Consider the following 25,345-nt stretch of genomic DNA (forward strand, 5'->3'; position numbering starts at 1 on the left):
AACCACCACCCACCAGGGTTGGTTGACATGTTCATAGAGTTACGGCGGTCATGGCGGAGGGGAAACGCCCGGTAACATTCCGAACCCGGAAGCTAAGCCCTCCAGCGCCGATGGTACTGCACTCGGGAGGGTGTGGGAGAGTAGGACACCGCCGGACAATCTTTCAAATTCAGGGCCACCCCCAAACGGGGGTGGCCCTGAATTGCGTTTCCCACCGGAATTGCCACGACGGGCCGCCTCGGTCTCGTACCGTCGAGCCGGGACCCGTCGACACACGCGCGCCCGCCGGCCTCGGTGGCGCGAAAACGTGACGTGCCGTACGCCGGTTCCACGATCGGGGCCGACCACACGGGGTACAGGAGTGGGCATGGAGATCGGAATCATCGGATCAGGGCACATCGGGGGCACGCTCACCCGTCGTCTGCGTTCACTCGGTCACGACGTCGCGGTGGCCAACTCCCGCGGGCCGGAGAGCCTGTCCGACCTCGCCGCCGAGACCGGCGCCCGGGCGGTGTCGGTGGAGGAGGCCGTGCGGGGCGCCGAGCTGGTGGTCGTCGCGATCCCGCTGAAGGCGGTGCCGCAGCTGCCGGCGCCGCTGTTCGACGGCAAGCTCGTGGTGGACGCCAACAACTACTACCCCCAGCGGGACGGCGACATCGCCGAGCTGCTTGACCGCAGCCTCAGCTCCAGCCGCTGGACCGCCGATCACCTCAAGGGCGCGCGCGTGGTGAAGGTCTTCAACAACGTCCAGGCCGCGCACCTGATGGACGAGGGCAAGCCGGCGGGTACGGCCGGCCGGATCGCACTGCCGGTGGCCGGTGACGACGCCGACGCCAAGCGGATCGTCATGGGCCTGGTGGACGACCTGGGCTTCGACCCGGTCGACGCAGGCACCCTGGACGAGAGCTGGCGGCAGCAGCCGGACACGCCCGTCTACGGCACCGACCGGGACGCCGACGGCGTACGCGAAGGACTGGCTGCGGCGCGGCCGTGAGAAGCAGGAGAAAGGCTCCGCCGGACGCGTCCGGCGGGGCCTTTCGGCGTTTCGTGGATCAGTCGTCGCCGCCCGGCTTCGGGGCGCAGATGAAGCGCGGCTCGGCGTCGTAGCGCCAGCTGAACTTCTCCCGCTTGACCACCTTGCCGTCCTTCTTGATGACCCGGTACGCGTCCTGGGCGAACCCGATGCTGCCGGCTGCGGCGATGCAGGTCGGGCCGGGCGTCAGGTAGACCGTCTTCGGCTGGGTGATGTTGCGGCGAGGGCCGTACTCGGTCTTCACGCTGTCGTAGAGCTTGGTGCTCCAGATCGACACGGTGATCGAGCTGGAGGTGTACGACGTGTCGATCAGTACGCCGTAGGGCGTGTTGTTGCGGAACTTGAAGTCGAGCTGCGGCCAGTAGATGGTCGACTCGATCACCGCCGGGTAGCGGCTGAAGTAGAACGAGTGCGGCTTGTGCTCGACGTCCTCCAGCCCGGCGTAGTAGGTCGCGTTGAACAGCGTGGTGGTGAACTGGGAGACGCCACCGCCGACGCCCGGCACCAGCTTGCCGCCGACGATCGTCGGCGCGTCCTTGTATCCCTGGTCGTAGCCGCGTTCGCCGGTGTGCCCGTTGAGCGAGAACGTCTCGCCCGGCTTCACCAGTGCGCCGTCCACGTCCTTCGCGGCGCGGACGATGTTCTGGCTGCGCGGCGACGAGAGGCCGCCGGTGAAGTGGGTGGTGAAGCTCGACACCCGCTCCTTGATGCCGAGCTTCGCCAGCTCCGCCTCGGTCAGCTCGGGGGCGGCCGGCTTCAGCGCGGCGGTCACCGTACGGCCCTCGGTCTTCGGCAGCACCGCGAGCAGCGCCGGGCCGAGCGCGGCGGCGTCGACCTGGCGCCCGGGCTTGCTGGGCACCACCTTCGGCTTGCCGCCGCTGATGGTCAGCCCGGCGTCCCGCGGCTCGACCTCGAGCTTCGTGAGCCGGTCACCGAGCGCGGTACGCAGCCGCTTGACGTCGACCTTCGGAGTGAGCGTGCCCGCGTCGTCGGCGGAGAAGCGCAGCGACCGGGCGATGGCGGCGGGCGGGATGGTGACCGAGCCGCCGTCGGTGGTGAGCGTGACCGGTGCGGCCACCGCGGGCCGGGCCAGCTCGGAGACGAGGCGGTCCACCTCCTCGCGGGTGGTGGCCGGCCACTTCTCGACGAGCGGCACGGTGACCGGCTCGGCCGCCAGCCAGCCGGCCTTCACCACGGCGGTGGCGCCGTCCGTGTCGATCGTCAGCGCCGGCTTCGGGTAGACCGGCTTCGGTGTGGTGCCGGTCCAGACGATCGCCGGCATGGTCATCTCGCGTCCCTGCGCGCCCATCACCTTGCGCAGGGCCGCCCCCAGCTTGGCCTGGTCGACGGTGACCACCGGCTCGACCGTACGGGAGCCGACGAGCCGGCTCACCGCGTGCGCGTCGGCCTCGGCCGCAGCCGCCACCGTCGCTTCCACATCGATGGCGAGCCCCACCTCGGACGGCTTCAGCTCGGCCTTGTTCTCGCCGACGGCGACCGCGAGCGGGGCGTTCAGCGTGTCGGCCCGGCGTTCCAGCTCGGCGCGGAGCGCCTGGGCCGCCTCCGCGCGGCTCCGCCCGCCCAGCTCGGTGCCGAGCACCGTGGTGCCACGGGGTACGTCACCGGCGTACGCGTAGGCGCCCAGGCCGATACCACCGGCGAGCACGGCCGCGACGATCCCCCCGGCCAGCAGCAGCCGGGCCCGCCGCGAGCGGCTCGGCTCGGGCGCGTCGCCTCCGGGCGGTGTGGCGACCGGCTCCATCTCGACGCCGGGCCAGCTCACCGCCGCCACCTTGATGGTGGGACGGTCGTCGGCAGCCGGCATCTTCTCGCCGTACATCGTCACTGCAACCTCGATCGGAAGTACACGCGGGGACCGCTTCCCCCGCGGGAGACACCTACGGTAACCAACGCTCGGGCCCATCGGGAGGGTCCGGCCCGGCGCTCGTGTCGGGCGACCGCCGGTGTCGTACCGATCACCCGTTTCGGGGCCGTGCCACGGTGTGGATCGTGGCACGGTGAGCTGGTGCGGACACAGGATCGGGTGCCGGCGTACGGCGGTGGGTGGCTGGACCGGGCGGCGGCGCGGCGCGCCGACGCGGACTGGCTGGCCGAGCGGCTGGCCGATCCGGCGAGCGTCGTGCTGCCGCTGTGGCGGGACCGCTGCCTGGTCGACGACGACGGCCCGGTCCGGCTCACCGCGCAGCGCGCGTCGGCCGTCCGGGCCACCGCGGGCGAGACCGTCTTCCTCGGGCTCGACGGGGACGCCGCGGTGTTCGCCGTCGACCTGTCCGCGCTCGGCGAGCGGGCGGCCGTGGAGGCGACAGCCGCGACCGGCGTGGTCGACCTGCGGGCGCTCGCGGGCCGGCTCGACCCGGCCGGAGCGGCGATCCAGGCGTACGCCCGGGGGTTGTTGTTGTGGCACCGGCAGCAGCGATACTGCGGCGCGTGTGGCGCGGCGGCCGTGGCCGGTGGCGGTGGACACGTCCGGACCTGCGCCGACGCGGAGTGCGGGCGGCTGCTATTCCCCCGGATCGAGCCGGCCGTCATCATGCTCGTCGAGGCGCCCGGCCCGCCGGGGCGCTGTCTGCTGGCCCGGCACGCGGGCGCGGCCGAGGGGGCCTGGTCGACGCTCGCCGGCTTCGTCGAGGTCGGTGAGAGCCTGGAGGACGCGGTCCGCCGGGAGTTGGCGGAGGAGGCGGGGGTGACAGTCACCGACGTGACCTCCCAGGGGTCGCAGGCGTGGCCGTTCCCCGCCGGCCTGATGGTGGCTTTCCGGGCCGTCGCCACGTCCGAGCAGGTCCGCGTCGACGGGGAGGAACTGCTGGAGGCGCGCTGGTTCAGCCGGGCGGAGCTGCGGGAGCGGACCGCGTCCGGGCGGTCGCTGGGCCGGGTGGACTCGATCGATCACCTGCTGCTGGGTGACTGGCTGAGCGCCGACGCGCCGGCACGGCCATCAGCAGTGTCGTGACCACGGCCGTCGCGAGGGCCGCGGCGACGAGACCGCCGACGGTACGCGGGCGCAGAATCGCGGCCACCGTCACCAGTGCGCCGGTGCCCAGCCACAGCGGTGCCGCCGCCCACCTGACGCCCCCGGCGAGACGGTCGTTGAGCAGCACGAACGTCACCGCGTAGAGCGCGCCGACGGCGGCGAACAGCGGCGCGTACCGGCCGAGCGCCGTGTAGTCGGGTCCGCCGACGAGCCGGAAGGCCAGCCCGCCGGCGACCGCCGACGCGCCCACCAGGACCAGACCGCACGCGCCCGTCACCGCGAGCGCCACGGTACGGCTCCGGCGGTCGCCGCGAGCCAGGCGCGGCAGGGCGAGGACGGCGGCGACCTGCGGCGCCCAGAGCGCGCCCTTGGTCAGGACGGTCCCCACCGAGTACGCCCCGGAGCCCGACGGTGGCAGCAGTTGCCGGGCCAGGAGCAGGTCGGCGTAGGAGACGACGAGCATCGCCAGCGTCGCCCCGCATCCGGCGGTCACCTGGGCGACGGTCAGGCGCGGGGCGGCCGACGGACGCCGGGGCGTACCGGTGAGCCGGGCCAGCGCCGGGGGCGCCAGCGCGGCGGTGAGCGCCCCGATCCCCAGCGCGCCGGTCAGGCCCGCGCCGAGCAGCAGCCCCACGATCACCCCGCCGTAGCGGGCGGCGGCCAGCAGCGCCATCGCGGTGGCGAGCCGCAGGAAGCGCTGACCGCCCTGCAACTCGCCGAGCGAGCGCGACGAGAGCACCACCGAGGCGGTGGTGACCGCCAGCAGCGCGGGCACCACCGCGGGCAGGTCCAGCGCGGCGACCAGCACCGGCGTCGCCACCAGCAACGCCCCCGCGCACACGGCCGCGGTCAGCACGGTGAGCCGCCGGGTGTCGGACGGGCCGTGCCGGGCGTGGTGCACGGCGACTGCCAGTTGCAGGCCGAGCCCCGGCACACCGGCGATGGCCACCAGGCCGAGGGCGGTGGCGAGCGCGCCGAGGTCGTCCGCGTCCAGCTTCCGGGCGGCGAGCACCGGCACCAGGTAGGCCAGGCCGTTGACCAGGACACCGGCGAGCGTGACGGCAACGCCCGCCGCGCCCAGCCCGGTTCTCCGGCCGTCCGCCGCCTCCGGCTCGGGGCCCGGCCGTACCTCGCTCACGTGATCTCCGAGACGCGGGCCGCCGGGCCGCCGTCCGAGCCCGGCACGGCCTCCGGTGCCGGCCGCCCGTCCGGACCCGGCTCGGCGCGACCGTCCAGGTCCGGACCCGGCTCGGGGTCGCGGTCCGGGCCTCGGTCCGCGGCCGGCTCGACGTCGCGGTCCGCGGCCGGCTCGGCCTCCCGGTTCGCGGCCGGCTCGGCCTCATGGTCCGCAACCGGCCCGGTCTCGCGGTCCGGTCCGACGCCCGCAACGGGACCCGGACCGGCGAGTGCGGCTGGGACGGCAGGACCGGCGAGGGTGGCGGGAGCGGCGACGGCAGCGGCGGCGAGGGCGGGGACGGGCGTCGGCTGCCCGTCCGGCTCCGGCGCCCGGGGCGCCGGCACGGCCGGGGCCGCCGCCGGGGCCGGCCTGATCCGGCGTACGGGCCGTCGGCGGGCGGTCGTGGGAAGCCAGAGCGCGCCCAGGGCGGCGACCGTCAGAAGTTGCGGCAGCGCGTCGGTGTGCTGGTCGACCGATTCCAGGTAGACCCACCCGGCCAGCGCCACCAGCGCGCCGGGAAGCCACGTCTCGGCCGCCCGGGCGATCCGCCTGACCCGCCGGGGGTCACCGGTCCAGGGCAGGCGGCGCGGCCCGGGTACGGCGAGCATGAAGCCCGCCGCGACCAGCAGGGCGCCGAGCAGACCGCTGTGGAGCACGAGCGCGGCGGCGCCGACTGCGAGCAGCGGCAGCGAGCGGGTGAGCCGTCGCCGGGCCGCCGGTACGACGGCGACCGCGCGATCCCCGGCCGGCCGGCGGTCCGGCAGCACCGCGAGCAGGACCACCACCGCCAGCAGGACGCCGCCGAGCAGCAGACCCATCCGGTACGGAGTGTCCGGCGTGAAGCGCAGCACCACGTCCCCGGCGACACCGGCGGGCAGGATCCAGCCCTGCTGCCAGCCGTCCACCACGAGCGGGGTGAGCGTCTTCCCGCCGATGGTCGCCTGCCAGCCGGTGTTGGTGTTCTCCCGGACCGCGAGCACCCGGTCGACGGAGTGTTCGGACACCCGTACCCGACGCTCGGTGGCCGACCAGGAACCCACCTCGATATCGCCGGCGGCGGCCGCCGCGGCGGGCGTGGCGGTGCGCGGCGCCAGCGCGACCCGGGTGGCGACGGCGAGCGTGCCCGCCGTGGTGATGACGCGGTGCTCGCCGCTGGCCAGGTCGAGCTGCCGGGGTGTGTTCCGGCCGCAGGCGGTGACCGGCATCTCGCGCATCTCCAGCAGGTCGCGCACCGTGCCGGTGAGCGTGGTGGTGATGCGGGACGAGCCGACCTGGAGCGTCGGGCCCGATCCGCAGGCCAGCTTCAGCGGCGTCTCCGGGCGGGGTGCGACGGTGGTCCCGAGGGGCAGCACCGTCACCTCACCGACCGCGATGGGCAGCGGCTCGGGCAGGCGCAGGCCGTACGGGTCGATGCTCGTGACGGACGGCTTGTCGAGGAACTGGATGGTGATCGAGTCGGTTCGCATCGGCGGGTCGAGCGTGAGCACACCGTCGTTGGTGAGCAGGTTGCTGCGGAAACCGTCGTTGCCCACCACCCGGACGCTGCCGAGCCGGGTGGCGGCGGTCCCGTCCTCGACGGTGAACCGGATCCGGCTGATGACCTGCGGTTCGAGCCAGGTGAGGCGCAGGATCGGCGCCTCGTCGTTCAGCGCCGGTGACCAGCTCGTGGCCGGGTCGCCGTCGAGGACCGCGCCGGGCCGGCCGGCCGGGTCGGGCACCGCCGTCGAGGACGCGGTGACCTGCGGCGCGAGGCGTAACGGCTGGGCTTCGGCGACAAGCTTGTCCAGGGCGGCGTTCAGCTCCGGGCCGGGCGTCGGCCGCGCCCACATCCTCGTGTCGTACGTCCCGGCCACCGGCAGCGTGAAGGTGCGGTCGATGGTGGAGCCGTCCTCCGAGCCGCGGATCGCGTCGGTGGAGCAGCGCGGGCGGCCGTCGACGGTGAAGCAGGCAGGCGTGGACGGCGCCGCCGACACGACGACGCCGGCCGGCTGATCGGTGGCGGGGGCGGCGGGCAACTGGAGCGTCCGGCCGGTCTCGACGCCAGGAATCTTGATCTCGCTGATGCCGACCGACTTGTCGCCGAACGGGCGCAGGTCGAACGCGGCGTCGACGGCGACCTCGACCTTGCGGGTGGCGTGGACGCCGGCCAGCTCGAAGACCATGTGGTCACCGAACTGCTCGACGGTGCGGCTCTCGTACCCGGCGGTCACGGTGACTGTGGTGGGCAGGGCGTCGGCCTTCAGGTCGAACCACACCTCGACCCGGGTGACCCGGGTCGGGTTCGCCAGGTTCACCTCGATCCACTGCTTGTCGCTGTCCGAGTGCGGCGCCGACCGCCAGGACGTGGCGGTGTCGCCGTCCATCGCCGCGTACGGCTGGTACTCCGGCCGGGCGCCGCCGGTGGCGTCGATCTGGGAGCGGGCGGTCGAGGCACGGATGCCGCTGATGCCCTCGAAGCGGGCGACGGTCGACCACTCCGGCCCCCAGTCGGGCAGGTAGTCGTGCGCGGGCGCGGTCACCGCGAAGGTGTCGTCGGCGGTGAGCGTCTGGGAGGAGTTGTCGCGCAGCCGGCCGAACGAGACGTCGCGTCGTCGCAACCCGTCGGTCAGCACGACCGGCCCCGTGGTCTCGCCGGCCTTCGCGTCGCCGGCCAGGACCGTGGGCGCGGCGCCGAGCTGGCCCGAGGCGGCCAGGTCGAGCAGCGACTCGGGACCGCCGACGACAGTGGTCACGTCGTCGCGGTCGTACGCGACCACCGGCTGGACGGGCCGGTCCACCCGGTACACCTCGAGTGCCCGTCCGGGCACGTCGAGGCCCTGGTCGCGGAACTCGTCCGGGGAGTCGGAGCCGCCGCGTACCGGGCCGAAGGACACGACGCGGGTCAGCCCGGGTGAGCGTTCCAGCGCCTGCCGGACGACCGCCGGGCGGGCCGTGTCCGAGCGGCCGTGGTCGAGGTCGGCGCGGAACAGGACGTGGCTGATCCCGGAGCGGGCGAGCAGGTCGGCCAGGCCGGCCGAGCCGGCGCCGGTGGCGAGCGTCGACTCGATCGCGTCCAGCAGCCGGATCGTGGCGGGCGGGGTGAACGGGATGGCGTTGCGCACCGCCCACCGGCTGTCCAGCAGCGGCTGGGCGATCTCGTCGGTGGTGCTGCCCCAGTCGTACGCGGGGAAGCGCGCGCCGGGGACCACGAGCACGCGTCCGCGTCCGGTGTTGGCGTCCAGCCAGTCGGTGGCCTCGTGCCAGTAGCCGGGCACGTCCTTGACCGCGCCCGGCGTGGCGAGGCCACCGGCGAGCGCCGGTGAGGCGACGCCCGCGACCGCCACCATCGCGGTGCCGGCGGTGAGCCAGGCCCGGGCCGTGGCGCGGCCGCGGCGCTGCTCGGGTGCGGTCCGGGCGGCGCGTACGGCGAGGCTGACCAGGTGCGCCAGGCCGAGCGCCAGCGGCAGGCGGAGCAGCACGTCGAACTTGTGCACGTTGCGCAGCGGGGCGCCGATGCCGTCGAGGAACTGCTGCTGCGGCCCGGCGAGGATGTTGGGCAGATCGCCGGTGTGCCCGAGCCCGACGAGCGCGACGCCGAGCAGCAGACCGGTGATGAGGAACCGGCGGTGCGGCATCCCCCGCCGGGACAGGCCGAGCACGCCGAGCGCGGCGACCGCCAGGGTGGCCACGACGAGCAGCGTCTCGTTGGCCAGCCGCGCGCCGGCCGGGATGGTCGCGCCGAACGGGGAGGCCAGGTAGGCGACCCAGTAGGAGGCGCCGCGCAGCGTCGTCACCGCGTCGGTGACGCTCGTGGTGTTGCGGGCGGTCTCGATGTAGTCCAGGAACGGCGGGCTGTACCGGCCGAGGACCAGCAGCGGGATCAGCCACCACGCGGTGGCCAGGGCGACCGCCCCGCACCAGGCCGCGAGGGCGGTGACGCGGCGGCGCAGCGGCTGGAGCGTGACGAGCCAGAGCAGGGCGAGCGGCACCACGGCGGCGACGGCTGTGGCGTTGACGCCGCCCGCGCAGGCGACGGCGATCGCCGACCCGGCGACCGCGCGTCGCAGCCGGGCGCCCCGGGCGAGTCCCACGAGCGGGATGAGCACCCACGGCGCGACGGCGCTGGGCCAGGACTCCACCGACGACCAGCCGAGCTGGGTCAGGATGCGCGGGGACAGCGCGAACGCGACGCCGGCGATCATCCGGCCGGCGGGACTGCCGATGCCGAGCCGGCCCGCCAGCCGCACCACACCGAGGTACGCGACGCAGAACAGCAGCGCCCACCACAACCGCTGGACGATCCACGGCGCGATGCCGAGTTCCGTCCCGAGCAGGAAGAACGGGCCCATCGGCCACAGATATCCGTACGCCTGGTTCTGGAGCTGGCCGAACGTGCCGGTGGGGTCCCACAGGTGCAGCGAGCGCAGCAGCCACCCGGCCGGATTCACGTTCAGGTCGACCTTGGTGTCCGGTACGACCTGCCCGGGTGCCTGCTGGAAGGCGAGGGCGGTGAGCGCGAGACAGATCGTCAGGTGCCGGAACCGTCGCGCCGTCTGCCGGGCACGGCCGGTCTCCCGGGCGGGGAGATCCGTCCCCGTCGGCGACGTTGTCGTCCCGTCCGCACGCATTTTCGGCTCCCGTCTCCGCCGGCCGTACGCGTACCTGCAACATGACGCGTGTCGCGCGACGTTATCCGGAGCGGACGCGCAGCGGCGACCTGGGGGCGCTGCGCGGCTTTATCAGGAGAACGGCCGTCCCCACGGCGTGTAAGCGTGTGGCAGGCTGCCGACCATGTCAATGCCACAAGCAGCGGCCGAGACGCATCCGGCAGCCGTCGGCGCGGAGGACGACGGACCCGGACCCATCGGTCGCTGGATAGCCGCCGACCGCGTGCGCGCGGTCGCGATCGCCCTCATCGTCGTGTCCGTCGCGTCGCGCGCCGGGCTGGCCGCCCGTGGCTGGTTCTCGCAGGACGAGTTCGTCATCGCCGCGCAGGTGCTCGACACCCGGCTGGACCCGGACTACCTGCTGGGCACGTTCAACAACCACCTCATGCCGGCCGGGCTGGCGGTCGCGTGGCTGATGGTCCGGGCGGCCGGTTTCGCCGGCTGGCCGTGGATCCTGCTGCTGGCGGCCGGGCAGGCGGCGGTGGGCATCGCCCTCTACCGGCTGCTCCGTGACCTGCTGCGCCCCGGGTGGGGGCTGCTCGTCCCGCTGAGCCTGTTCCTGTTCAGCCCGCTGACGCTCGAGGTGTCGTCGCTGTGGCTGGTCGGGCTGCTCGTGCTGCCGCCGCAGCTCGCGCTGGTCCTGGCGGTGGCGGCCCAGGTCCGGTACGTGCGCACCGGCCGGAAGCGGCACCTCGTCCTGGTCGCGTTCTGGCTGGTGTTCGGCCTGCTCTTCGACACCAAGGCGCTGCTGATCGTGCCGCTGCTGTTCCTGCTGACCGCGTTCCTGTTCACCAAGGGCCGCGCGTGGCGCAGCCTGGTGACCACCGTCGTGCGGTTCTGGCCGGCGTGGCTGATGCTCACCGTGCTGTCCGGGGCGTACCTGGCGTACTACCTGACCCGCCCGGCCCGGGTGCTGGACGAGCCCACCGCGGTCGGGCAGGTCTTCACCTTCCTCGGCGACCTGATCGGCGACACGGTGGTGCCGGGCCTGCTCGGCGGGCCGTGGCGCTGGACGTACGCCGGTGACGGGCCGCCGCTGTCCGACCCGTACGACATCGCCAAGTGGCTGTCCTGGGCGGTGCTCGCGGCGCTGATCGTGGTCACCGTGCGGCGGCGGCCGTCCGCCGGGCGGGCCTGGCTGCTGCTCGCCTGCTACCTCGGCCTGGTCGCGGCGCTGTTCGCGGTGACCCGGCTCGGCGGACCGCTGGGGCCGCTGGTCGGCGTCGTGCCCCGCTACGTCGCGGACGTGGTGCTGGTGGCCGCGATCTGCGTCGGGGTGGCGCTGCTCGGAATGAAGGACCACGACGAGGACGACGTCTCCGCGTGGCCGCTGCCGACCGTGCTGCGGGAGCCGGGCGCCTTCGCGGTCGGTCTGGTCTCAATGGTGGTGCTGCTGGCGACCATCGGCGTGGGCACGCTGTGGAGCACCGCGCGGTTCGGCGACAACTGGAGCACCAAGCACGGGCGGGACTACCTGGCCACGACGCAGGCCGAGCTGGCCGCCGCGCCGCCGGGCACCGTCTTCTTCGACACGACCGTCCCGGACCGGGTCGTGGCCGGGTACTTCTGGCCGGACAACCTCCAGTCCCACTTCTTCCGTCCGGCCGAGCGCCGGCCGACGTTCGTGACGATGAGCGAGAAGCCGTCGACGTTCGACGAGAACGGCCGGATCCGGCCGGTCGTGGTCGAGGGGCGCAAGGTCGCGCCCGGCACCGTGGAGGGCTGCGGGCACCTGGCCGAGGGCGGCCGGACCGCCCGCATCCCGATGGACGGCTACCTGGTGGAGTGGCCGTACGTGGTGCACTTCGGCTATGTCAGCTCCGGTGAGTCGACGGCGGTGTTCACGCTCGGCGAGGCGACCCGCGAGATCACGCTGAAGGAAGGGCTGAACGACGTGTTCTTCATGCTCGAGGGCGCCGGGAGTGCCGTCGAGCTGACCGTGAACACGCCCGGAGTCAGGTTGTGCACCAACCTGATCACCATCGGCCGGGCGGTGCCGAAGCCGTAATGACCGGACGTCCCGCCGAGGGCGGCGGCCCCGCGGTCCGGCGGTGGCGGGAGACGCTGCCGCTGTACCTCGTGGCGGTCGTCGTCACCGCGTTGATCCTGGCGCCGCTCGTGGCGCCGGGCTACGCGCTGCGGTACGACATGGTGTTCGTCCCCCGGCAGCCGCTGAGCTGGGATCTGGTGGCCCCGGCGCAGAGCCTGCCCCGGGCGGTGCCGATGGACGCGCTGGTATCCCTGGTGACCCAGCTCGTGCCAGGCTGGGTGGTGCAGCGGGTGGCGCTGGCCGGGGCGGTCCTGTTCGCCGCGGTGGGCGCGGGACGGCTGGTGCCGACGCAGCGGCGTGCCGTGCAACTGGTCGCCGCGGTGGCGTACGCGTGGACGCCGTACCTGGCCGAGCGGCTGCTGATCGGGCAGTGGGGGCTGCTGCTGGCGTACGCCGCACTGCCCTGGCTGGTGCGGGCGGCGCTGGACCTGCGGGCGGGCCGCGACGGCGCGCTCGCCCGGGTGGTGCTGCTCGCCGCGCCCGCCGCGATCACCCCGACCGGCGGCCTGATCGCGCTGGCGACGGTGCTGGGGCTGGCGGCGGACCGGGCCCGGCTCCGGCTGTCCGCGGTCGCGGCGGGCGGTGTCGCGCTGCTCAACGCCCCGTGGATCGTGGCGGCCCTGGTCACGGGGGCGGGCGGCACATCCGACCCGGCCGGCGTGGCGGCGTTCGCGGCGCGCGCCGAGAACTGGGCGGGCCCGCTGGTGGCGCTCGCGGGCACCGGCGGCATCTGGAACGTGCAGGCCACTCCGGCCAGCCGGTCCGCCGCGCTGGCCCCGCTGGCGACACTGCTGCTCGTGGTGCTGGCCGCTGTCGGCGCCGGCCTGTTGCGGCGCCGGCTGCCGGCGGGCGCGGCGGTACGGCTGGGCGTGCTGGCCGGCGGCGCGTACCTGCTGGCCGCTCTCGCCGTGCTCCCCGGCGGGAACGCGGCGCTGAGCTGGGCGGTGGCGCACGTGCCGGGGGCGGGACTGCTCCGCGACGGGCAGAAGTTCCTCGCGCCGTACGCCCTCGTGCTGGTGGTGTGCGCGGCGCTGGGCGCCGAACGGCTGGTGGCCCGGATCGACCGCGAGGTCGGCGGGATCGTGCTGGCCGGGCTGCTGCTCCTGCCGGTGGCCGCGATGCCGGACCTGGCGTTCGGCGGAGCCGGGCGGATCAGCCCGGTGCGCTACCCGGCGGACTGGCGGGCGGTCGCCGAGCGCCTGCCCGACGACCCCGGTGAGATTCTCGCCCTGCCGCTGACCACCTACCGGGCCTATCCGTGGAACCCGGGCCGGGTGGTGCTGGACCCGGCTCCCCGCTATCTGCCGGGAACCGTGCTCACCGACGACACGCTCGTGGTCGACGACGTCGCGGTGGCCGGGGAGAATCCGCGCCTGCGCGAGGTGCGCCGGGTGCTCGCCGAGGGGCGGCCGGTCTCGGCCACCGGCGTGCCCTGGGTGGTGGTGCAGCACGGTACGCCGAGCACAGTGGACCCGGCCGTTCTGGCCGGTCTCGACCTCCGGTACGAGGGGGAGTCGCTGAGCCTCTACCGGAACCCGGCCGCCTCGGGTTCGCCGCCGCGGACCGGAGCGAGCCGCTGGCTGGTCGTGTTCGCGTGCGGAACTGCCGTTCTGGCGGTCATGGCTGCCGCCTTTTCGACCCTACGCCGGCGAGCTACTGCGTGGTAACGTCCGCTCGCACGTCTCACCATCGGAGGAATGGCATGCGTAGAGCTTTGACCCTTGTCGTGTCCGGCCTGGTGGCGGCGTTGCTCGGGGTCCTGGCCCTCGGCGGGCTCTCGGCCGCCGCGACCGCCACGGCCGAGGAGGCCGCGACCGAGGCGCGTAACGCCACGGAGGCGGCCAAGCGGGCCGGGAAGCAGGACCCGTACGCCCCCGAGGTCTACGGCAACAGGTAGGACGGGTCGCCCCGCCGCTGGACCGGGCGGGGCGAGTCCGCAGTCTCCAGCAGGGTCGCGAAGCGTTCCCCCGCCACCGGCCAGGTGAAGTTCGCCGCGTGCCGCCGGGCCTGGGTGCCCATCTCCTGACGCATCTCGTCGTCGTGCAGCAGTGCGCGCACCTTCGCCAGGTAGTCGTCGATGTCGTCGGCCAGCAGGCCGGTACGCCCGTCGACCACCGCCTCCGCGACGCCACCCGCCTCCCGGAACGCCACCGTCGGCGTACCCGCCGCGCCGGCCTCCACGATCGTCAGCCCCCAGCCCTCCTTGAGCGACGGCGTCAGGGCGACCCAGGCCGAGGCGAGCAGCGCGGCCTTCTCCTCCTCCGTCACGAAGCCCCGGAAGTCCACCCGGTCGGCGATGTCCAGCTCGTCGGCGACCTCGCGCAGGTGCGACTCCCACCAGCCCTGCCCGGCGACCACCAGCCGGAGCTGCGGCAGCTCGTCGGCGAGCGCCGCGACCGCGCGCAGCGCCACCTCCACCCGCTTGTGCGGCACCAGGCGGTTGAGCGTCACGAGCAGCGGGAACGGGGCGCGTTCGACGTCGGTGCGGGGCAGCTCCGGCGTGCCGTTGTAGACCACCGAGACCTGCTCCGGCGGTACGCCGAGGGTGGCGAGTTCGCGCCGCGTCGCCTCGGACACGGTGACGTACCGGCACCGCCGGTAGACGCGTACCGCCAGCGACGACTCGACCCACCAGCCGAACCGGGCGGCCCACTGCGGCAGGACCACCGGCCACTGCTCGCGGTGCACGTGGTGGATCAGCTTGACCACCGGGCGCCGGGCCCAGAGCGGGGAGAGGAACGGCAGGCCGTTGCAGACGTCGACGAGGATGTCCGGCCGGCCGCCCCGGCGCGCGGCGAGCGGGCCGAGGCCGAACGCCCCGGCGAGGTAGCAGAGCGCGGCCCAGAGGTAGACGGTGTGCCGGCCGCCGCGCCGGACGAATCGGATGCCCTCGGCGTTGACCTCGTCGGCGGGGGCCTCGCGGTGCGCGGCGCAGAACAGGGTGGCGCGGAATCCGCGCGCCACCAGCTCGGCGGCGATCCGTTCCACGTACACCTCGGAACCGCCGCCCTCGGGGTTGCGAGTGTCTCGCCAATTGAGGAACAGCACGTGTCCGGGCATGCCGAAGCGACGCTCCACGCGAACCCTACTCTCAAGTAATTTAGCGGTGCGCGTCACATTAAGGGCTGGGCCTGCGCCCCGGCAATGCCCCGACCGGCGGCGGTGGGCCGCGGGCCGTCGTCGGGTAACCGGAGGTGAGCGGTGCGTGACAGCTAGGCGGGCGCCGCGACGTCCGGTGTGGTGGCCGGGACGGCGGAGGTCCCGGATGCCGGTCCGCGGCCGGTCGGCCGACGGCTCTGCGTGCCGAGCGCCTGGAGGGGGCGCTCGACGCCGTAGTAGCTGACCGCGGCGTACGCCAGGCCGAAGACCATGGTCAGGGCGAAGACGTTGACGAAGTCGCCGGTGAACAGCGGCCGGTCCTCGAGCAGATAGATCAGCTCGATGACCAGCGGGTGCCACAGGAACAGTCCGTACGACACGTGGCCCATCCACCGTGCCCACCCGGTGCTGAAGGCCTCCTTGGCCCGGGTCCGCCCGCCGAACGCCACCGGGATCGTGATCAGGACGGCGATCAGGAGGTAGAGCGCCAGCTTGATGCCGAACTCGGTGGCGGTCGGGCTGGTCAGGTCGCGCGGGCCGGCGATCGGCGTCGTGGCGATCGCCATCACCGCGACCGCTGCCGCCCAGCAGGCGAGCGGCGCCGAGGCGAGGTCGTCGAGCACGCGGAAGGCGGCCGGCGCGGTGCCGGTACGCAGGGCCACGTGCGCCGCGGCGAGCGCCATGCCGCCGCCGAACCAGGCGCCGTACGAGGGGAACCACATCGTGTGCAGCGCGCCGTCGAGCCAGCCGGCGCCCATCATGGCGACCCACGCGAGGGTCAGCAGCGCCCCGGAGGAGGCGAGCAGCACGGTGCGGACGGGACGCCAGGTCCGTCCCACGGCGAGCACGGCGAGCAGCGGCAGGAGCAGATAGAAGACGACCTCGGTGGCGAGGCTCCAGGTCTGGCTGAGCCCGTGCCCGAGCTGGCCGGCTTCGTAGATCTGGGTGAGCGTGAGGTGGCGCAGCCAGTCACCTGCCGACGCCGGGTGGTTGCCGGGCAGGACGACGAAACAGACCACCACCGCCAGCCAGTACGCGGGCAGGATCCGCAGCGCCCGGCGCCAGAAGTACCGCTTGGTGCGGGGCCGCGGCCGTCCGGTCGCGATGCTGAGCGCCCACGGGCGGAACAGCAGGAAGCCGGACAGCACGAAGAAGATCGCCACGCCCACGTCCAGGCGCGCCAACCAGCCGCCCCACGTGGTGTTCATGGTGACGGCGGTCTGGAAGCCGACGTGGTGACCGACGACCGCCACCGCGCCGATCGCTCGCAGCGCGTCCAGGGCGGGAAGACGGCCCGTTACCGATGGCTCCGGGATTGTTGGCGTGGTGGCTGTGGACATCTGGACATCCAGGGGGTCGCTTTTGAAGGTGACTGGGGAGTAACCTCCCGCCAATGCTAAGGATCGGGTGCCCCGGACGACAGACCGTAGGGCGGCAGGTTACAGGAGGATGAGTGAAGCTTCGCGTGGGCGCCGCGCTCTTCGGGCTAGGTGTCTTGTTGCTGGTCTTCGCGGCCGGGCTGCCGTTCTACGTGGCCCCCGCCGTGACCAAGCTGCCCTATGACCTGGAACCAACGACGTCCGTCGCCGAGGCGAAGGGCGCGAAGTTCCTACAGATCAAGTCCGAAGGCGGCGCGGTCAGCATCGACGTGCCGCAGGCCGATCTCGTGTCGAGCGTCGAGGTCATCCCGCAGCCGGAGGACACCAAGGACCGCGTACCCAAGGAGCTGAAGGGTGACGCGGTCATCTGGAACGTCTTCCAGACGGTCAAGCGCAGCGACAACCAGGATGTGATCAGCCAGTACAGCACCGAGCTGGCGCTTTACCGGATCTCCGGCGCGGCGGCGCCGTGGGACGAGCAGTGGCTCAACGAGTCCGGCGCGGAGCAGACCCCGGTCGGCAACGTGCGCTACTCCGGCCAGATCTACAAGTTCCCGTTCGGCACCGGCAAGCGTGACTACCAGGTGTTCGACCGTGACCTGAAGAAGACGTTCCCGGCGCGGTTCACCGGCACCGAGAAGATCAAGGGCGTCGAGACGTACCGCTTCGAGCAGCGGATCGAGAACGAGGTGCTGAACACCCCGGCGGACAGCATCAAGACGCTGCTGGGCAAGTTCACGCCGACCGCGACCAGCGGCCAGGTCGTCTACAGCAACACCCGTACGCTCTGGGTGGACCCGGTGACCGGCGCCTACATCAAAGTGCGCGAGCAGCAGTACAAGGAGCTGCGTCCGGACACCGGCGCCCCGACGGTGGTGCTGGACGCGGACTTCAACTACAACGACGACACGATCAGCCGCAGCGTCGAGACGGTGAAGGAGAACCGTTTCAAGATCGGCATGATCAGTGTCTGGGGCCCGATCATCGCCGGTGTGCTCGGCCTGATCGCCCTGATCGCGGGCGTGTGGCTGGTGACCCGGCCCAAGGGTGACGGCAACGCCCGGCACCGGGCGGACGCGCCGACCTCCGACCCGACGTCGACCCGTGTCGACCAGGAGCCCGTCGGTGGCCCGCTCGACGACGAGATCCCGCCGGCGTCGACGAACTGGCGGTCCGACGAGGTGCCGGCGCAGCGCTCGGGCGCCGGCGAGGTGGAGCGCCGCTGACCGGTACGCCGGAAGCACGACGGAGGGGTGGCCGCACTGCGGTCCACCCCTCCGTCGTGCAGATCTTCCACGCGGGCGACCGTACTTTACATTCGTTACTCGATTGTAACGGCAAGATGTCCGGTGACTTTCCGTCGTGCTCATCACCATCAATGCCCGGTTTGGCCCGACATTTCGCCCTCCACGCCCTGGCCGGGCAGGGGTTTCGTGACGCGTGGTCACCTCCCCGTCCCGCCTCGGTGTTACCCCTGGGTAATCAGGGGGTTGTGAGCTGCACCTCATCGGGTGCACGATCAGGCTCGATCGTTACCCGTCGGTAACAGGGGACGGGCCCGGCGCGGGCCGCCGGTGCGGAATCCGGCCGCCGCGCACATTCGTTCGAGGAGGAACCCGTGCAGAATCGGCTCGACAACCAGGGTCGTACCCGGTGGCGGCGCTTCGCCGCCATGATCGTGCCCACCACGGCCGCCGCCGGTGCCATCCTGTTCGGCATGTCGACCGGCGCCATCGCCTCCGACATCACCGTGTCCGGGCAGACGTTCAAGATCGGGGCCGACCGCCTGGAGGGCGAGGGCTTCAAGCAGTACGGCGGCATCGTCCGGGAGAAGGGCGAGAACGGCAAGGCCGGCGCGACGCGCCCGGTCGCGATGGCCGAGATCAGCAGCGCCGACCTCTACAACCTGTGCCAGTCCGTCCGTGCCGACCTGCCCGGCCTGCCGGTGGTGCTCACCATCAACGCCGGAGAGGGCAAGGACCCCGCCCGGGCCAAGGACCTCGTGATCGCGATGGACTCGCTCGAGGGCAACGCGACCTTCACCAACATCCAGATCGGCCGCGACGCCAGCGACCTCAACCCCACGGCACAGCGGGGCTCGTTCGGCCAGAACTCCGACCGGGTGACCATCCGGGACCTGAAGCAGGTGTCCCGCTACACCACTTCCTCGACGTTCAACCTGGTCGGGCTCCGGCTCAAGGTCAACGTGGGTGACGACGCGAAGGGCAAGGAGTGCTTCTGAGCTGAGCACGGCCCGCGGTGGACGACCACCGCGGGCCGGCTCCACCGTCCCCGTCCCCGCTCCGCCAGGAGGAGTACGTGACAACCGTCGAACCGTCCCACGCCCGGCTCGGTACCGCGACCCGGGCATGGCGGAGCTTCCGCCGCTGGCAGCGGGGCCGGCCGTTCTGGGGCGGCCTGTTGATCATCCTGGCCGGGGTGGAGATGCTCGCCTCCACCCGGTTGACGCTCAACGGCCTGAGCTTCAGCAGCGGCGCCACCGGCCTGCTCGCCCTGCTGATCCCGGCCATCCTGGTGACCTGCGGGGTGCTGCTCTGGCTCAGTCCGCCGCAGCGGCTGTTCTACTCGATCGTCGCGGCGATCACCACCGTCTACTCCCTGATCGGGCTCAACCTCGGCGGCTTCTTCCTCGGCCTGCTGCTCGGCATCGTGGGCAGCGCGCTCGCGTTCGCCTGGGTGCCGACCCGCCCGGCCGATCCGGCCGACCCGGCCGATGACGAGCACGGCAGCGAGGCGGGCGACGAGCCCGACACCGTCGTGGACGGGCAGCCCGTGAGCGCGCAGCCCGTGGATGAGCAGGCCGTGGACGAGCAGCCCGTGGACGAGCGGCCGACCGTCGAGGTGCCCGCCGCGGTGCGGCCGGCCGTCGAGCAGCCGACTGCCGAGCGGCCGGGCGGGGAGCGGCCGGTCCCTCGGCAGTCGGTGAACGGGCAGCCGGCCGGATCCGACGGCGGTCCGCCGGAGTGGTCGGGCCGTTCGGCGGACCCGCGCGCCTTCGGCATCGTCCTGCTGGTGCTCGGCCTCGCCACCGCCGGCCTGGCCGTTCAGCCGGGAGCGGTGCAGGCCGCCTCGAGCAGGCCCACCGCGAGTGCCTGTCCGTCGAAGCCCGCCACGCCGTCGAAGGCGCCCTCCGCGACGCCCACCCCGACGCCGAGCGCGAGCCCGACGCGGGAAGGCAACATCATCACCGATTTCTTCGAGGGGATCGGTGACCTGTTCAAGGGCAGTAAGAAGAGCGCGACGCCCTCGCCCACACCGACCGCGAGCGGATCGGCGGCCCCGACGAGCAAGCCGACGACCCGCCCCGGCTCGACCGACTGCCCGGCGCCGGACAAGCCCGGCAAGGTGGACCCGGCGAAACCCGACAAGGTGGAACCCGGCAAGCCCCTGCCGCGTATCGCCGCCGACCCGAGCCTGCCGAAGGTGGCCAAGCAGCCGTCGAAGCTCACCGGCTCCAAGGTGACCATGACCGGGCTGCGGTTCGAGGGGATCACCGACCTCCAGACCGAGCAGGGCGCGCTCAAGGTGCTGAAGTTCAGCATGAAGGAGGCGGTGACCGACGACTTCCTGCTGGTCGCCGATGGTCCCCGGGGCCGCACCCAGCGGTACGCGACCGATCGCCTCACGGTCCGCGACGACGTCGCGTTCTACTGCACCCGGTTCGTCGGCAAGCTCGCCGGCATCAAGCTGACGCTGACCCCGGACCTGCCGTTCCCGGACGGTCTGCCGGTCACGCTGCCCATCCCGGTGACGTTCACCGACCCGGTCATCGACCTGGCGTACGTCACCAGCAACACGCTCACCGGCCGGCCGACGCTGCGGCTGACGCTCGGCGCCTGACCGGACGGGTGCCGGCGGTACGCACCGCCGGCACCCGGAAGCCGGCTCAGAGCCGGGCCAGCGCCTTGCGCAGCGGGTCCAGCCCGAGCGAGCCCAGGTCGAGCGCCTGGCGGTGGAACTCCTTGAGGTCGAAGTCGGCGCCCTTGCGGGCCTTCGCGTCCTCCCGGGCCTGCAACCAGATCCGCTCGCCCACCTTGTACGACGGGGCCTGCCCGGGCCAGCCCAGGTAACGGTTCAGCTCGAAGCGCAGGTTCTCGTCCGGCACCCGGCAGTGCGCCCGCATGAACTCCCAGCCCAGCTCCGGCGTCCACCGCTCGCCCGGGTGGAAGCCGAACGGGTTGTCCTTCGGGATCTCCAGCTCCAGGTGCATGCCGATGTCCACGATGACCCGGGCCGCGCGCAGCGCCTGCCCGTCGAGCATGCCGAGCCGGTCACCGGGGTCGCCGAGGTAGCCCAGCTCGTCCATCAGCCGCTCGGAGTAGAGCGCCCAGCCCTCGCCGTGCCCGGAGACCCAGCACAGCAGCCGCTGCCAGCGGTTGAGCAGGTCGGCCCGGACGGCGGTCTGGGCGACCTGGAGGTGGTGACCCGGCACGCCCTCGTGGTAGACGGTGGTCACCTCGCGCCAGGTGGAGAAGTCGGTGATGCCCTGCGGCACCGCCCACCACATCCGCCCCGGCCGGGAGAAGTCCTCGCTCGGGCCGGTGTAGTAGATGGCGCCGTCGCTCGTCGGCGCGAGGCAGCACTCGATCCGGCGTACCTGCTCGGGGATGTCGAAGTGGGTGCCGTTCAGCTCGGTGATCGCCTTGTCGGCGAGCGCCTGCATCCAGTCCCGGAACGCCTCCTTGCCGCGTACCGTCCGCGCCGGATCGGCGTCGAGCACGCGTACCGCGTCGTCGACCGAGGCGCCGCGCCCGGCGATCCGCGCGGCCACCGCCCGCATCTCGGCCTCCAGCCGGGCCAGCTCCGCGAAACCCCAGGCGTACGTCTCGTCCAGATCGACCTTGGCGCCGAGGAAGTACTGCGAGGCCAGTTCGTAGCGCTCCCGCCCGGCGGCCTGCTTCTCCCGCCCCACCGGCGCCAGTTCGGTGCGCAGGAACTGCCCGAACTCGGCGGTCGCGGCGGTGGCGGCGGCGGCTCCCTTGCGCAGCTCCGCGCCGAGCGTGCCGTCGGCGTCGATCCGCTCGACCAGCCCGTGGAAGAAGTTGTCGCCCTCCGGGTCGACCCAGATGTCGCACTGCTTGGCGACCTCGACGAGCTGCACCTGCGAGCTGACCCGTCCCGCGGCGGCGGCCTCGCGCAGCGTGCGCTTGTAGCCGTCCAGCGCGGACGCGAAGCGGTTGAGCCGGGCGGACACGTTCGCCCGGGCTTCCTCACCGTCGGTCGGCATGAGGTCGAAGACCATCCGGATCTCGTGCAGGCCGCTGGAGATGACGTTGACCTCGCTGCCGGTCTCGCCGGCGTCGTGGCGGGCCAGCTCCAGGCCGAGGCGCTCCTGCATGGCCTCCTTGGCGGTCCGCTCCGCCTCGGTCTCCGGCTCGGTCACGTCGAGTTCGCCGAGCGTGCGGCGGGCCAGGTCGGCGCGCGCCGCGTAGCCCTCGGGCGACAGGTCGTCGAGCTGGTCGTCGTAGCCGGCGATGCCGACGTAGGTGGCGCCGGTCGGGCTCAGCGGGGCCCACTCGGCCACGTACCGGTTGGCGAGGTCATCGATTCGTCCCACCAGGCGACCCTACGTGACCACGCATCCGGAATACCGCGCGACTTCGTCGTACCTCTGCGGCAGAGTGTCAGGGGTGAACGTCGAGATCACTCCTGACCGGGCGCCGGTACGCAGCTGGCTGCCCGGGTTCGTCGCGCTCGCCGCCATCTGGGGTTCCAGTTTCCTGTTCATCAAGGTCGGCGTCACCGAGCTGCACCCCGTGCACCTCACCCTCTACCGCGTGGCCACCGGCGCGCTGACGCTGCTCGTGGTGCTCGCGGTGCTGCGCGACCGGCTGCCCCGCGACCTGCGGGTCTGGGCGCACATGCTCGTCGTGGCCGCGCTCGGCGTCGCGGTGCCGTTCACCCTGTTCGGCTACGGCGAGCAGCGCGTCGAGTCGATGCTCGCCGGCATCTGGAACGCCACCACGCCGCTGATCGTGCTGCCCCTGGCGGTGCTGGTGTTCCGCACCGAGCGGCTGACCGCCCGGCGGGCGGTCGGGCTGGGGCTGGGCTTCGTCGGCGTCCTCGTGGTGCTCGGCGTCTGGGAGGGCGTCGGTGGCGCCCACTTCGTCGGCCAGCTCATGTGCTTCGGTGCGGCGGCCTGCTACGGCCTGGCCATTCCGTACCAGAAGAAGTTCGTCGCGGGCAGCGCGTACTCCGGCCTGTCGCTGTCGGCGGCCCAGCTGCTGGTGGCGACCGCGCAGCTCGCGGTGGTCGCGCCGTTCGTCGGCACGCCGCCGTCGCCGCTCGGCCTCTCCCCGCGCGTGGCGGCGAGCGTGCTGGCGCTCGGCGCGCTCGGCACCGGGCTCGCCTTCGTCATCAACATGCGCAACATCCGGCTGGCCGGGGCCAGCACGGCGTCCACAGTGACGTACCTGATCCCGGTGTTCGCGGTGCTCGTCGGCGCGGTGGTGCTGGGCGAGCGGATGAACTGGCACCAGCCCGTCGGCGCGTTCGTGGTGCTCGTCGGCGTGGCGGTCGCCCAGGGCCTGTTCGGGCGGCGCCGCCGGCGCCCGGACGCGGTGGCACCCACCTCCCGTCCGGTCGAAGCGGCCACCAGGGGCTGACCCGTCAGCCGCGCCCGGCCGTCCACTTCACCAGGCGGTCGGCCGTCCAGGTGTTCACCACACGCTTCGCCGGTACGCCGCACAGCGCGGCCCGCTCGCAGCCGAACCGCTGCCAGTCGAGCTGGCCGGGGGCGTGCGCGTCGGTGTCGATGGCGAACCGGCACCCGGCCTCCAGCGCGAGGCGGATCAGCCGCTTCGGCGGGTCCTGCCGCTCCGGCCGGGAGTTGATCTCGACGGCCACGTCGTGCTCCGCGCAGGCGGCGAAGACGGCGTCCGCGTCGAACTCGCTCTCCTTGCGGGTACGCGCCCGGTGCCCCTTGTCGCCCGGCCCGGTCACCCCGGCGGGCCGGGAGGAGACCATCCGGCCGGTGCAGTGACCGAGGATGTCCAGGTGCGGGTTCGCGATCGCGGTCAGCATCCGGCGCGTCATTTTGGCCCGGTCGTCGTTCAGGCCGCTGTGCACCGAGCCGACCACTACGTCCAGGCGGGCCAGCAGCTTCTCGTCCTGGTCGAGCGAGCCGTCGGCGAGGATGTCCACCTCGATGCCGGTGAGGATCCGGAAGCCCTTCGGCAGCGCCTCGTTGACGGCGGCGACGTGGTCGAGCTGCTTGCGCAGCCGCTCCGCGGTCAGGCCCCGGGCCACCGTGAGTCGCGGCGAGTGGTCGGTGAGCACCAGGTACTCGTGGCCCAGCTCGACCGCTGCCAGCGCCATCTCCTCGATCGGTGAGCCGCCGTCGGACCAGTCCGAGTGGGTGTGGCAGTCGCCGCGCAGCGCGTCCCGCAGCTTCGCCGCTGCCTCGTCCAGGTCGGTGCCCTCGGTGGCCAGCAGCCGGCGCAGGTAGACGGGTTCCTCGCCGGCCAGCGACTCGGCCACGCAGCGGGCGGTGACGTCACCGACGCCGGACAGCTCGGTCAGCTTGCCGGTGCGGGCCCGCTCGGCCACCTCGGCGGCGGGCAGCGCGCCGAGCGTCTTCGCCGCCGACCGGAACGCGCGCACCCGATAGGTGGCCTCGTTCGCCCGTTCCAGCAGGAACGCGATCCGGCGCAGGTCGGCGAGGGGATCCCGGGCACTCATGTCCTGGAACCTACGCGCTCACGCCGTCCGCCGCGTGGCCCCGCACCGCGCGTCGGTCAGCCGCTGCGGGTGGACCGGCCGGGCGCGGCCGGGCAGCCGTGCTTGCGCTGCCAGGCGGTGACCTCGGCGACCGGCGAGCGGTTGCCGCCCTTGCGCCAGGAGTTCAGGTACGGCGCCGGCCAGACCACGCCCCGGCGGATCCACCAGTCGTCGGCGCCGGTGCACTTCGGGGAGAGACCGAAGTGCAGGTGGCAGACGTTGTTGGCGTTGCCCGTACGGCCGACCTTGCCGAGCTGCTGCCCGGCACGCACCCGTACGCCCTCATCGACGCCGGCCGCGATCGCGCTCAGGTGCGAGCCGTAGTAGCGCACCCCGTCGTCGCCGAGCAGCGAGACGGAGAGCCCGCCGTTGTTCGGGCCCAGCTGCCCGCGCTTGTCGAACCGGTCGACGCGGCTCACCTCCAGCACCACGCCGTCGGTGACCGCCACCACCGGCTCGCCGCAGTCGGCGAACACGTCGGTGCCGGGGTAGCCGCCGTGCGTCGGGTGGTAGTCGACGTTGCCCGCCCGCACCGGGAAGACCCGCTTCACGTCCGTGCGGGCCGGCGACGGCGGGGAGGCGGTCGGCGGTGCCGGGCTCGCCGGGTCGGCGGGCTGCGCGGCCGTCGTCATCGGGCTCGGCTCCTGCCACCTGTCGGCGCGCCCGGTGGTGGCGCCGCAGCCGCCGGCGGCGAGTGCCGCGACGAGCAGCAGGATCGGGTACGCCGGCCGCGTGCGGCGTCCGATCGATGGCGAGCGCATCCGGTCATCCTGACAGACCACTACCGTAGGGACGAAAGCCGAACGCGGGACGGATGGTCGGGAGAGGGGGCGGCGGTGACGCACGGGTGGCACGGCGGACCCGAGGGGACCGGTCCGGGAACGTTCCCGCCGCGTACGCCCTCGGGGCTCTTCCCGTCGAGCACGTCGATGCGGCCCAGCTACCGCGAGCCGTACCCGGTCACCGGAGCCGGTGTCGCGGTCGGCGCGCTGGTCGCGTTCGCCTGGTTGCTGTTGTTCGGGCTGCTCGGCCGCGGCGTGGCCGGTTACGCCTGGTGGACGCTGCTGGCCGGCGGCCTGGCCTGGCTGGCCGCCGCGGTGCTGGTCCGCCACGGGGACCGGGGGGTCGCGACGGGGGTCGCGATCGTCACCGCGGGTGGCTGGAGCATCGCCGCGGCGATCGTCGCGACGCGCTGGGCGCAGACCGGGGACTGGCCGCTCTGGTGACCT

The 25,345-nt window shown here is 73.2% G+C and carries 17 protein-coding genes, 1 rRNA gene and 1 pseudogene; 11 read left to right on the forward strand and 8 right to left on the reverse strand.

The window, feature by feature from the left end; genetic code table 11:
- Positions 1-40: 40 nt before the first annotated feature.
- Both rrf and O7604_RS10495 read left to right on the forward strand, forming a co-directional pair.
- A 5S ribosomal RNA gene (gene rrf, locus O7604_RS10490) occupies positions 41-157 on the forward strand.
- Between the two features lie 210 nt (positions 158-367).
- On the forward strand, positions 368-994 hold the full coding sequence (locus tag O7604_RS10495) for an NAD(P)-binding domain-containing protein (RefSeq protein WP_281579516.1): 627 nt from the start codon (positions 368-370) through the stop codon (positions 992-994).
- Positions 995-1,052: 58 nt separating this feature from the next.
- Here O7604_RS10495 and O7604_RS10500 read toward each other — a convergent pair whose 3' ends face one another.
- Positions 1,053-2,873, reverse strand: coding sequence for a VanW family protein (locus O7604_RS10500; RefSeq protein ID WP_281579943.1), 1,821 nt, complete (start codon positions 2,871-2,873; stop codon positions 1,053-1,055).
- Positions 2,874-3,059: 186 nt separating this feature from the next.
- Between O7604_RS10500 and nudC the strand changes: the two are divergent.
- A pseudogene (nudC, locus tag O7604_RS10505) lies at positions 3,060-3,974 on the forward strand (NAD(+) diphosphatase); the annotation flags it as partial.
- Here the strand turns inward: nudC and O7604_RS10510 are convergent.
- Both O7604_RS10510 and O7604_RS10515 read right to left on the reverse strand, forming a co-directional pair.
- A complete protein-coding gene (locus O7604_RS10510; protein WP_281579517.1) occupies positions 3,874-5,163 on the reverse strand; it encodes a polysaccharide biosynthesis protein in 1,290 nt (429 codons plus the stop codon). The pseudogene nudC and the gene O7604_RS10510 overlap by 101 nt on opposite strands.
- The gene (locus O7604_RS10515; RefSeq protein WP_281579518.1) at positions 5,160-9,809 is read right to left on the reverse strand and encodes an alpha-(1->3)-arabinofuranosyltransferase family protein; all 4,650 of its coding nucleotides are present in this window, start codon (positions 9,807-9,809) and stop codon (positions 5,160-5,162) included. The genes O7604_RS10510 and O7604_RS10515 overlap by 4 nt, the downstream gene beginning before the upstream one ends.
- A 163-nt stretch (positions 9,810-9,972) precedes the next feature.
- Between O7604_RS10515 and O7604_RS10520 the strand changes: the two genes are divergently transcribed.
- The 3 genes from O7604_RS10520 to O7604_RS10530 are packed head-to-tail and all read left to right on the forward strand — an operon-like array spanning position 9,973 to position 13,795.
- Positions 9,973-11,856, forward strand: a complete 1,884-nt coding sequence (locus tag O7604_RS10520) for a hypothetical protein (RefSeq protein ID WP_269703541.1) — start codon at positions 9,973-9,975, stop codon at positions 11,854-11,856.
- The gene (locus O7604_RS10525; protein WP_281579519.1) at positions 11,856-13,565 is read left to right on the forward strand and encodes a hypothetical protein; all 1,710 of its coding nucleotides are present in this window, start codon (positions 11,856-11,858) and stop codon (positions 13,563-13,565) included. Before O7604_RS10520 ends, O7604_RS10525 begins: the two co-directional genes overlap by 1 nt.
- Positions 13,566-13,600: 35 nt before the next feature.
- Positions 13,601-13,795, forward strand: a complete 195-nt coding sequence (locus O7604_RS10530; RefSeq protein ID WP_091425994.1) for a hypothetical protein — start codon at positions 13,601-13,603, stop codon at positions 13,793-13,795.
- Here O7604_RS10530 and O7604_RS10535 read toward each other — a convergent pair.
- Together O7604_RS10535 and O7604_RS10540 are read right to left on the reverse strand one after the other, a co-directional pair.
- Complete coding sequence (locus tag O7604_RS10535) at positions 13,780-14,958, reverse strand: glycosyltransferase family 4 protein (protein WP_269706972.1); 1,179 nt, start codon at positions 14,956-14,958, stop codon at positions 13,780-13,782. The genes O7604_RS10530 and O7604_RS10535 overlap by 16 nt on opposite strands.
- A gap of 152 nt (positions 14,959-15,110) precedes the next feature.
- Positions 15,111-16,337 carry an acyltransferase gene (locus O7604_RS10540; protein WP_269703543.1) on the reverse strand — a complete coding sequence of 409 codons (1,227 nt, stop codon included), beginning with the start codon at positions 16,335-16,337 and terminating at the stop codon, positions 15,111-15,113.
- A 113-nt stretch (positions 16,338-16,450) separates the two neighbouring features.
- On the opposite strand from O7604_RS10540, the gene O7604_RS10545 reads away from it, so the two are divergent.
- From O7604_RS10545 to O7604_RS10555, 3 genes are all read left to right on the forward strand, one after another.
- Entirely contained in the window at positions 16,451-17,602 is a 1,152-nt protein-coding gene (locus O7604_RS10545) for a DUF3068 domain-containing protein (RefSeq protein WP_281579520.1), read from the forward strand.
- 392 nt (positions 17,603-17,994) lie between these two features.
- Positions 17,995-18,618 (forward strand): DUF6230 family protein, encoded by a 624-nt coding sequence (locus O7604_RS10550; protein ID WP_269703545.1) that lies wholly within the window; start codon positions 17,995-17,997, stop codon positions 18,616-18,618.
- 77 nt (positions 18,619-18,695) lie between these two features.
- Positions 18,696-20,237: a DUF6114 domain-containing protein gene (locus tag O7604_RS10555; protein ID WP_281579521.1), complete on the forward strand. Its 1,542-nt coding sequence runs from the start codon at positions 18,696-18,698 to the stop codon at positions 20,235-20,237.
- 46 nt (positions 20,238-20,283) lie between these two features.
- Here the strand turns inward: O7604_RS10555 and O7604_RS10560 are convergent, their stop codons facing one another.
- Complete coding sequence (locus O7604_RS10560; protein ID WP_269703547.1) at positions 20,284-21,954, reverse strand: DUF885 domain-containing protein; 1,671 nt, start codon at positions 21,952-21,954, stop codon at positions 20,284-20,286.
- Positions 21,955-22,027: 73 nt separating this feature from the next.
- On the opposite strand from O7604_RS10560, the gene O7604_RS10565 reads away from it, so the two are divergent.
- A complete protein-coding gene (locus tag O7604_RS10565) occupies positions 22,028-23,002 on the forward strand; it encodes a DMT family transporter (RefSeq protein WP_281579522.1) in 975 nt (324 codons plus the stop codon).
- A 4-nt stretch (positions 23,003-23,006) separates the two neighbouring features.
- On the opposite strand, the gene O7604_RS10570 is transcribed toward O7604_RS10565, so the two are convergent.
- Together O7604_RS10570 and O7604_RS10575 are read right to left on the reverse strand one after the other, a co-directional pair.
- Entirely contained in the window at positions 23,007-24,077 is a 1,071-nt protein-coding gene (locus O7604_RS10570) for a PHP domain-containing protein (RefSeq protein ID WP_269703549.1), read from the reverse strand.
- Between the two features lie 56 nt (positions 24,078-24,133).
- Entirely contained in the window at positions 24,134-24,877 is a 744-nt protein-coding gene (locus tag O7604_RS10575; RefSeq protein WP_281579523.1) for a M23 family metallopeptidase, read from the reverse strand.
- 168 nt (positions 24,878-25,045) lie between these two features.
- On the opposite strand from O7604_RS10575, the gene O7604_RS10580 reads away from it, so the two are divergent.
- The gene (locus O7604_RS10580) at positions 25,046-25,342 is read left to right on the forward strand and encodes a hypothetical protein (RefSeq protein WP_269703551.1); all 297 of its coding nucleotides are present in this window, start codon (positions 25,046-25,048) and stop codon (positions 25,340-25,342) included.
- Positions 25,343-25,345 lie beyond the last annotated feature (3 nt).

This window comes from Micromonospora sp. WMMA1947 (assembly GCF_027497355.1).
Taxonomy (GTDB): domain Bacteria; phylum Actinomycetota; class Actinomycetes; order Mycobacteriales; family Micromonosporaceae; genus Micromonospora.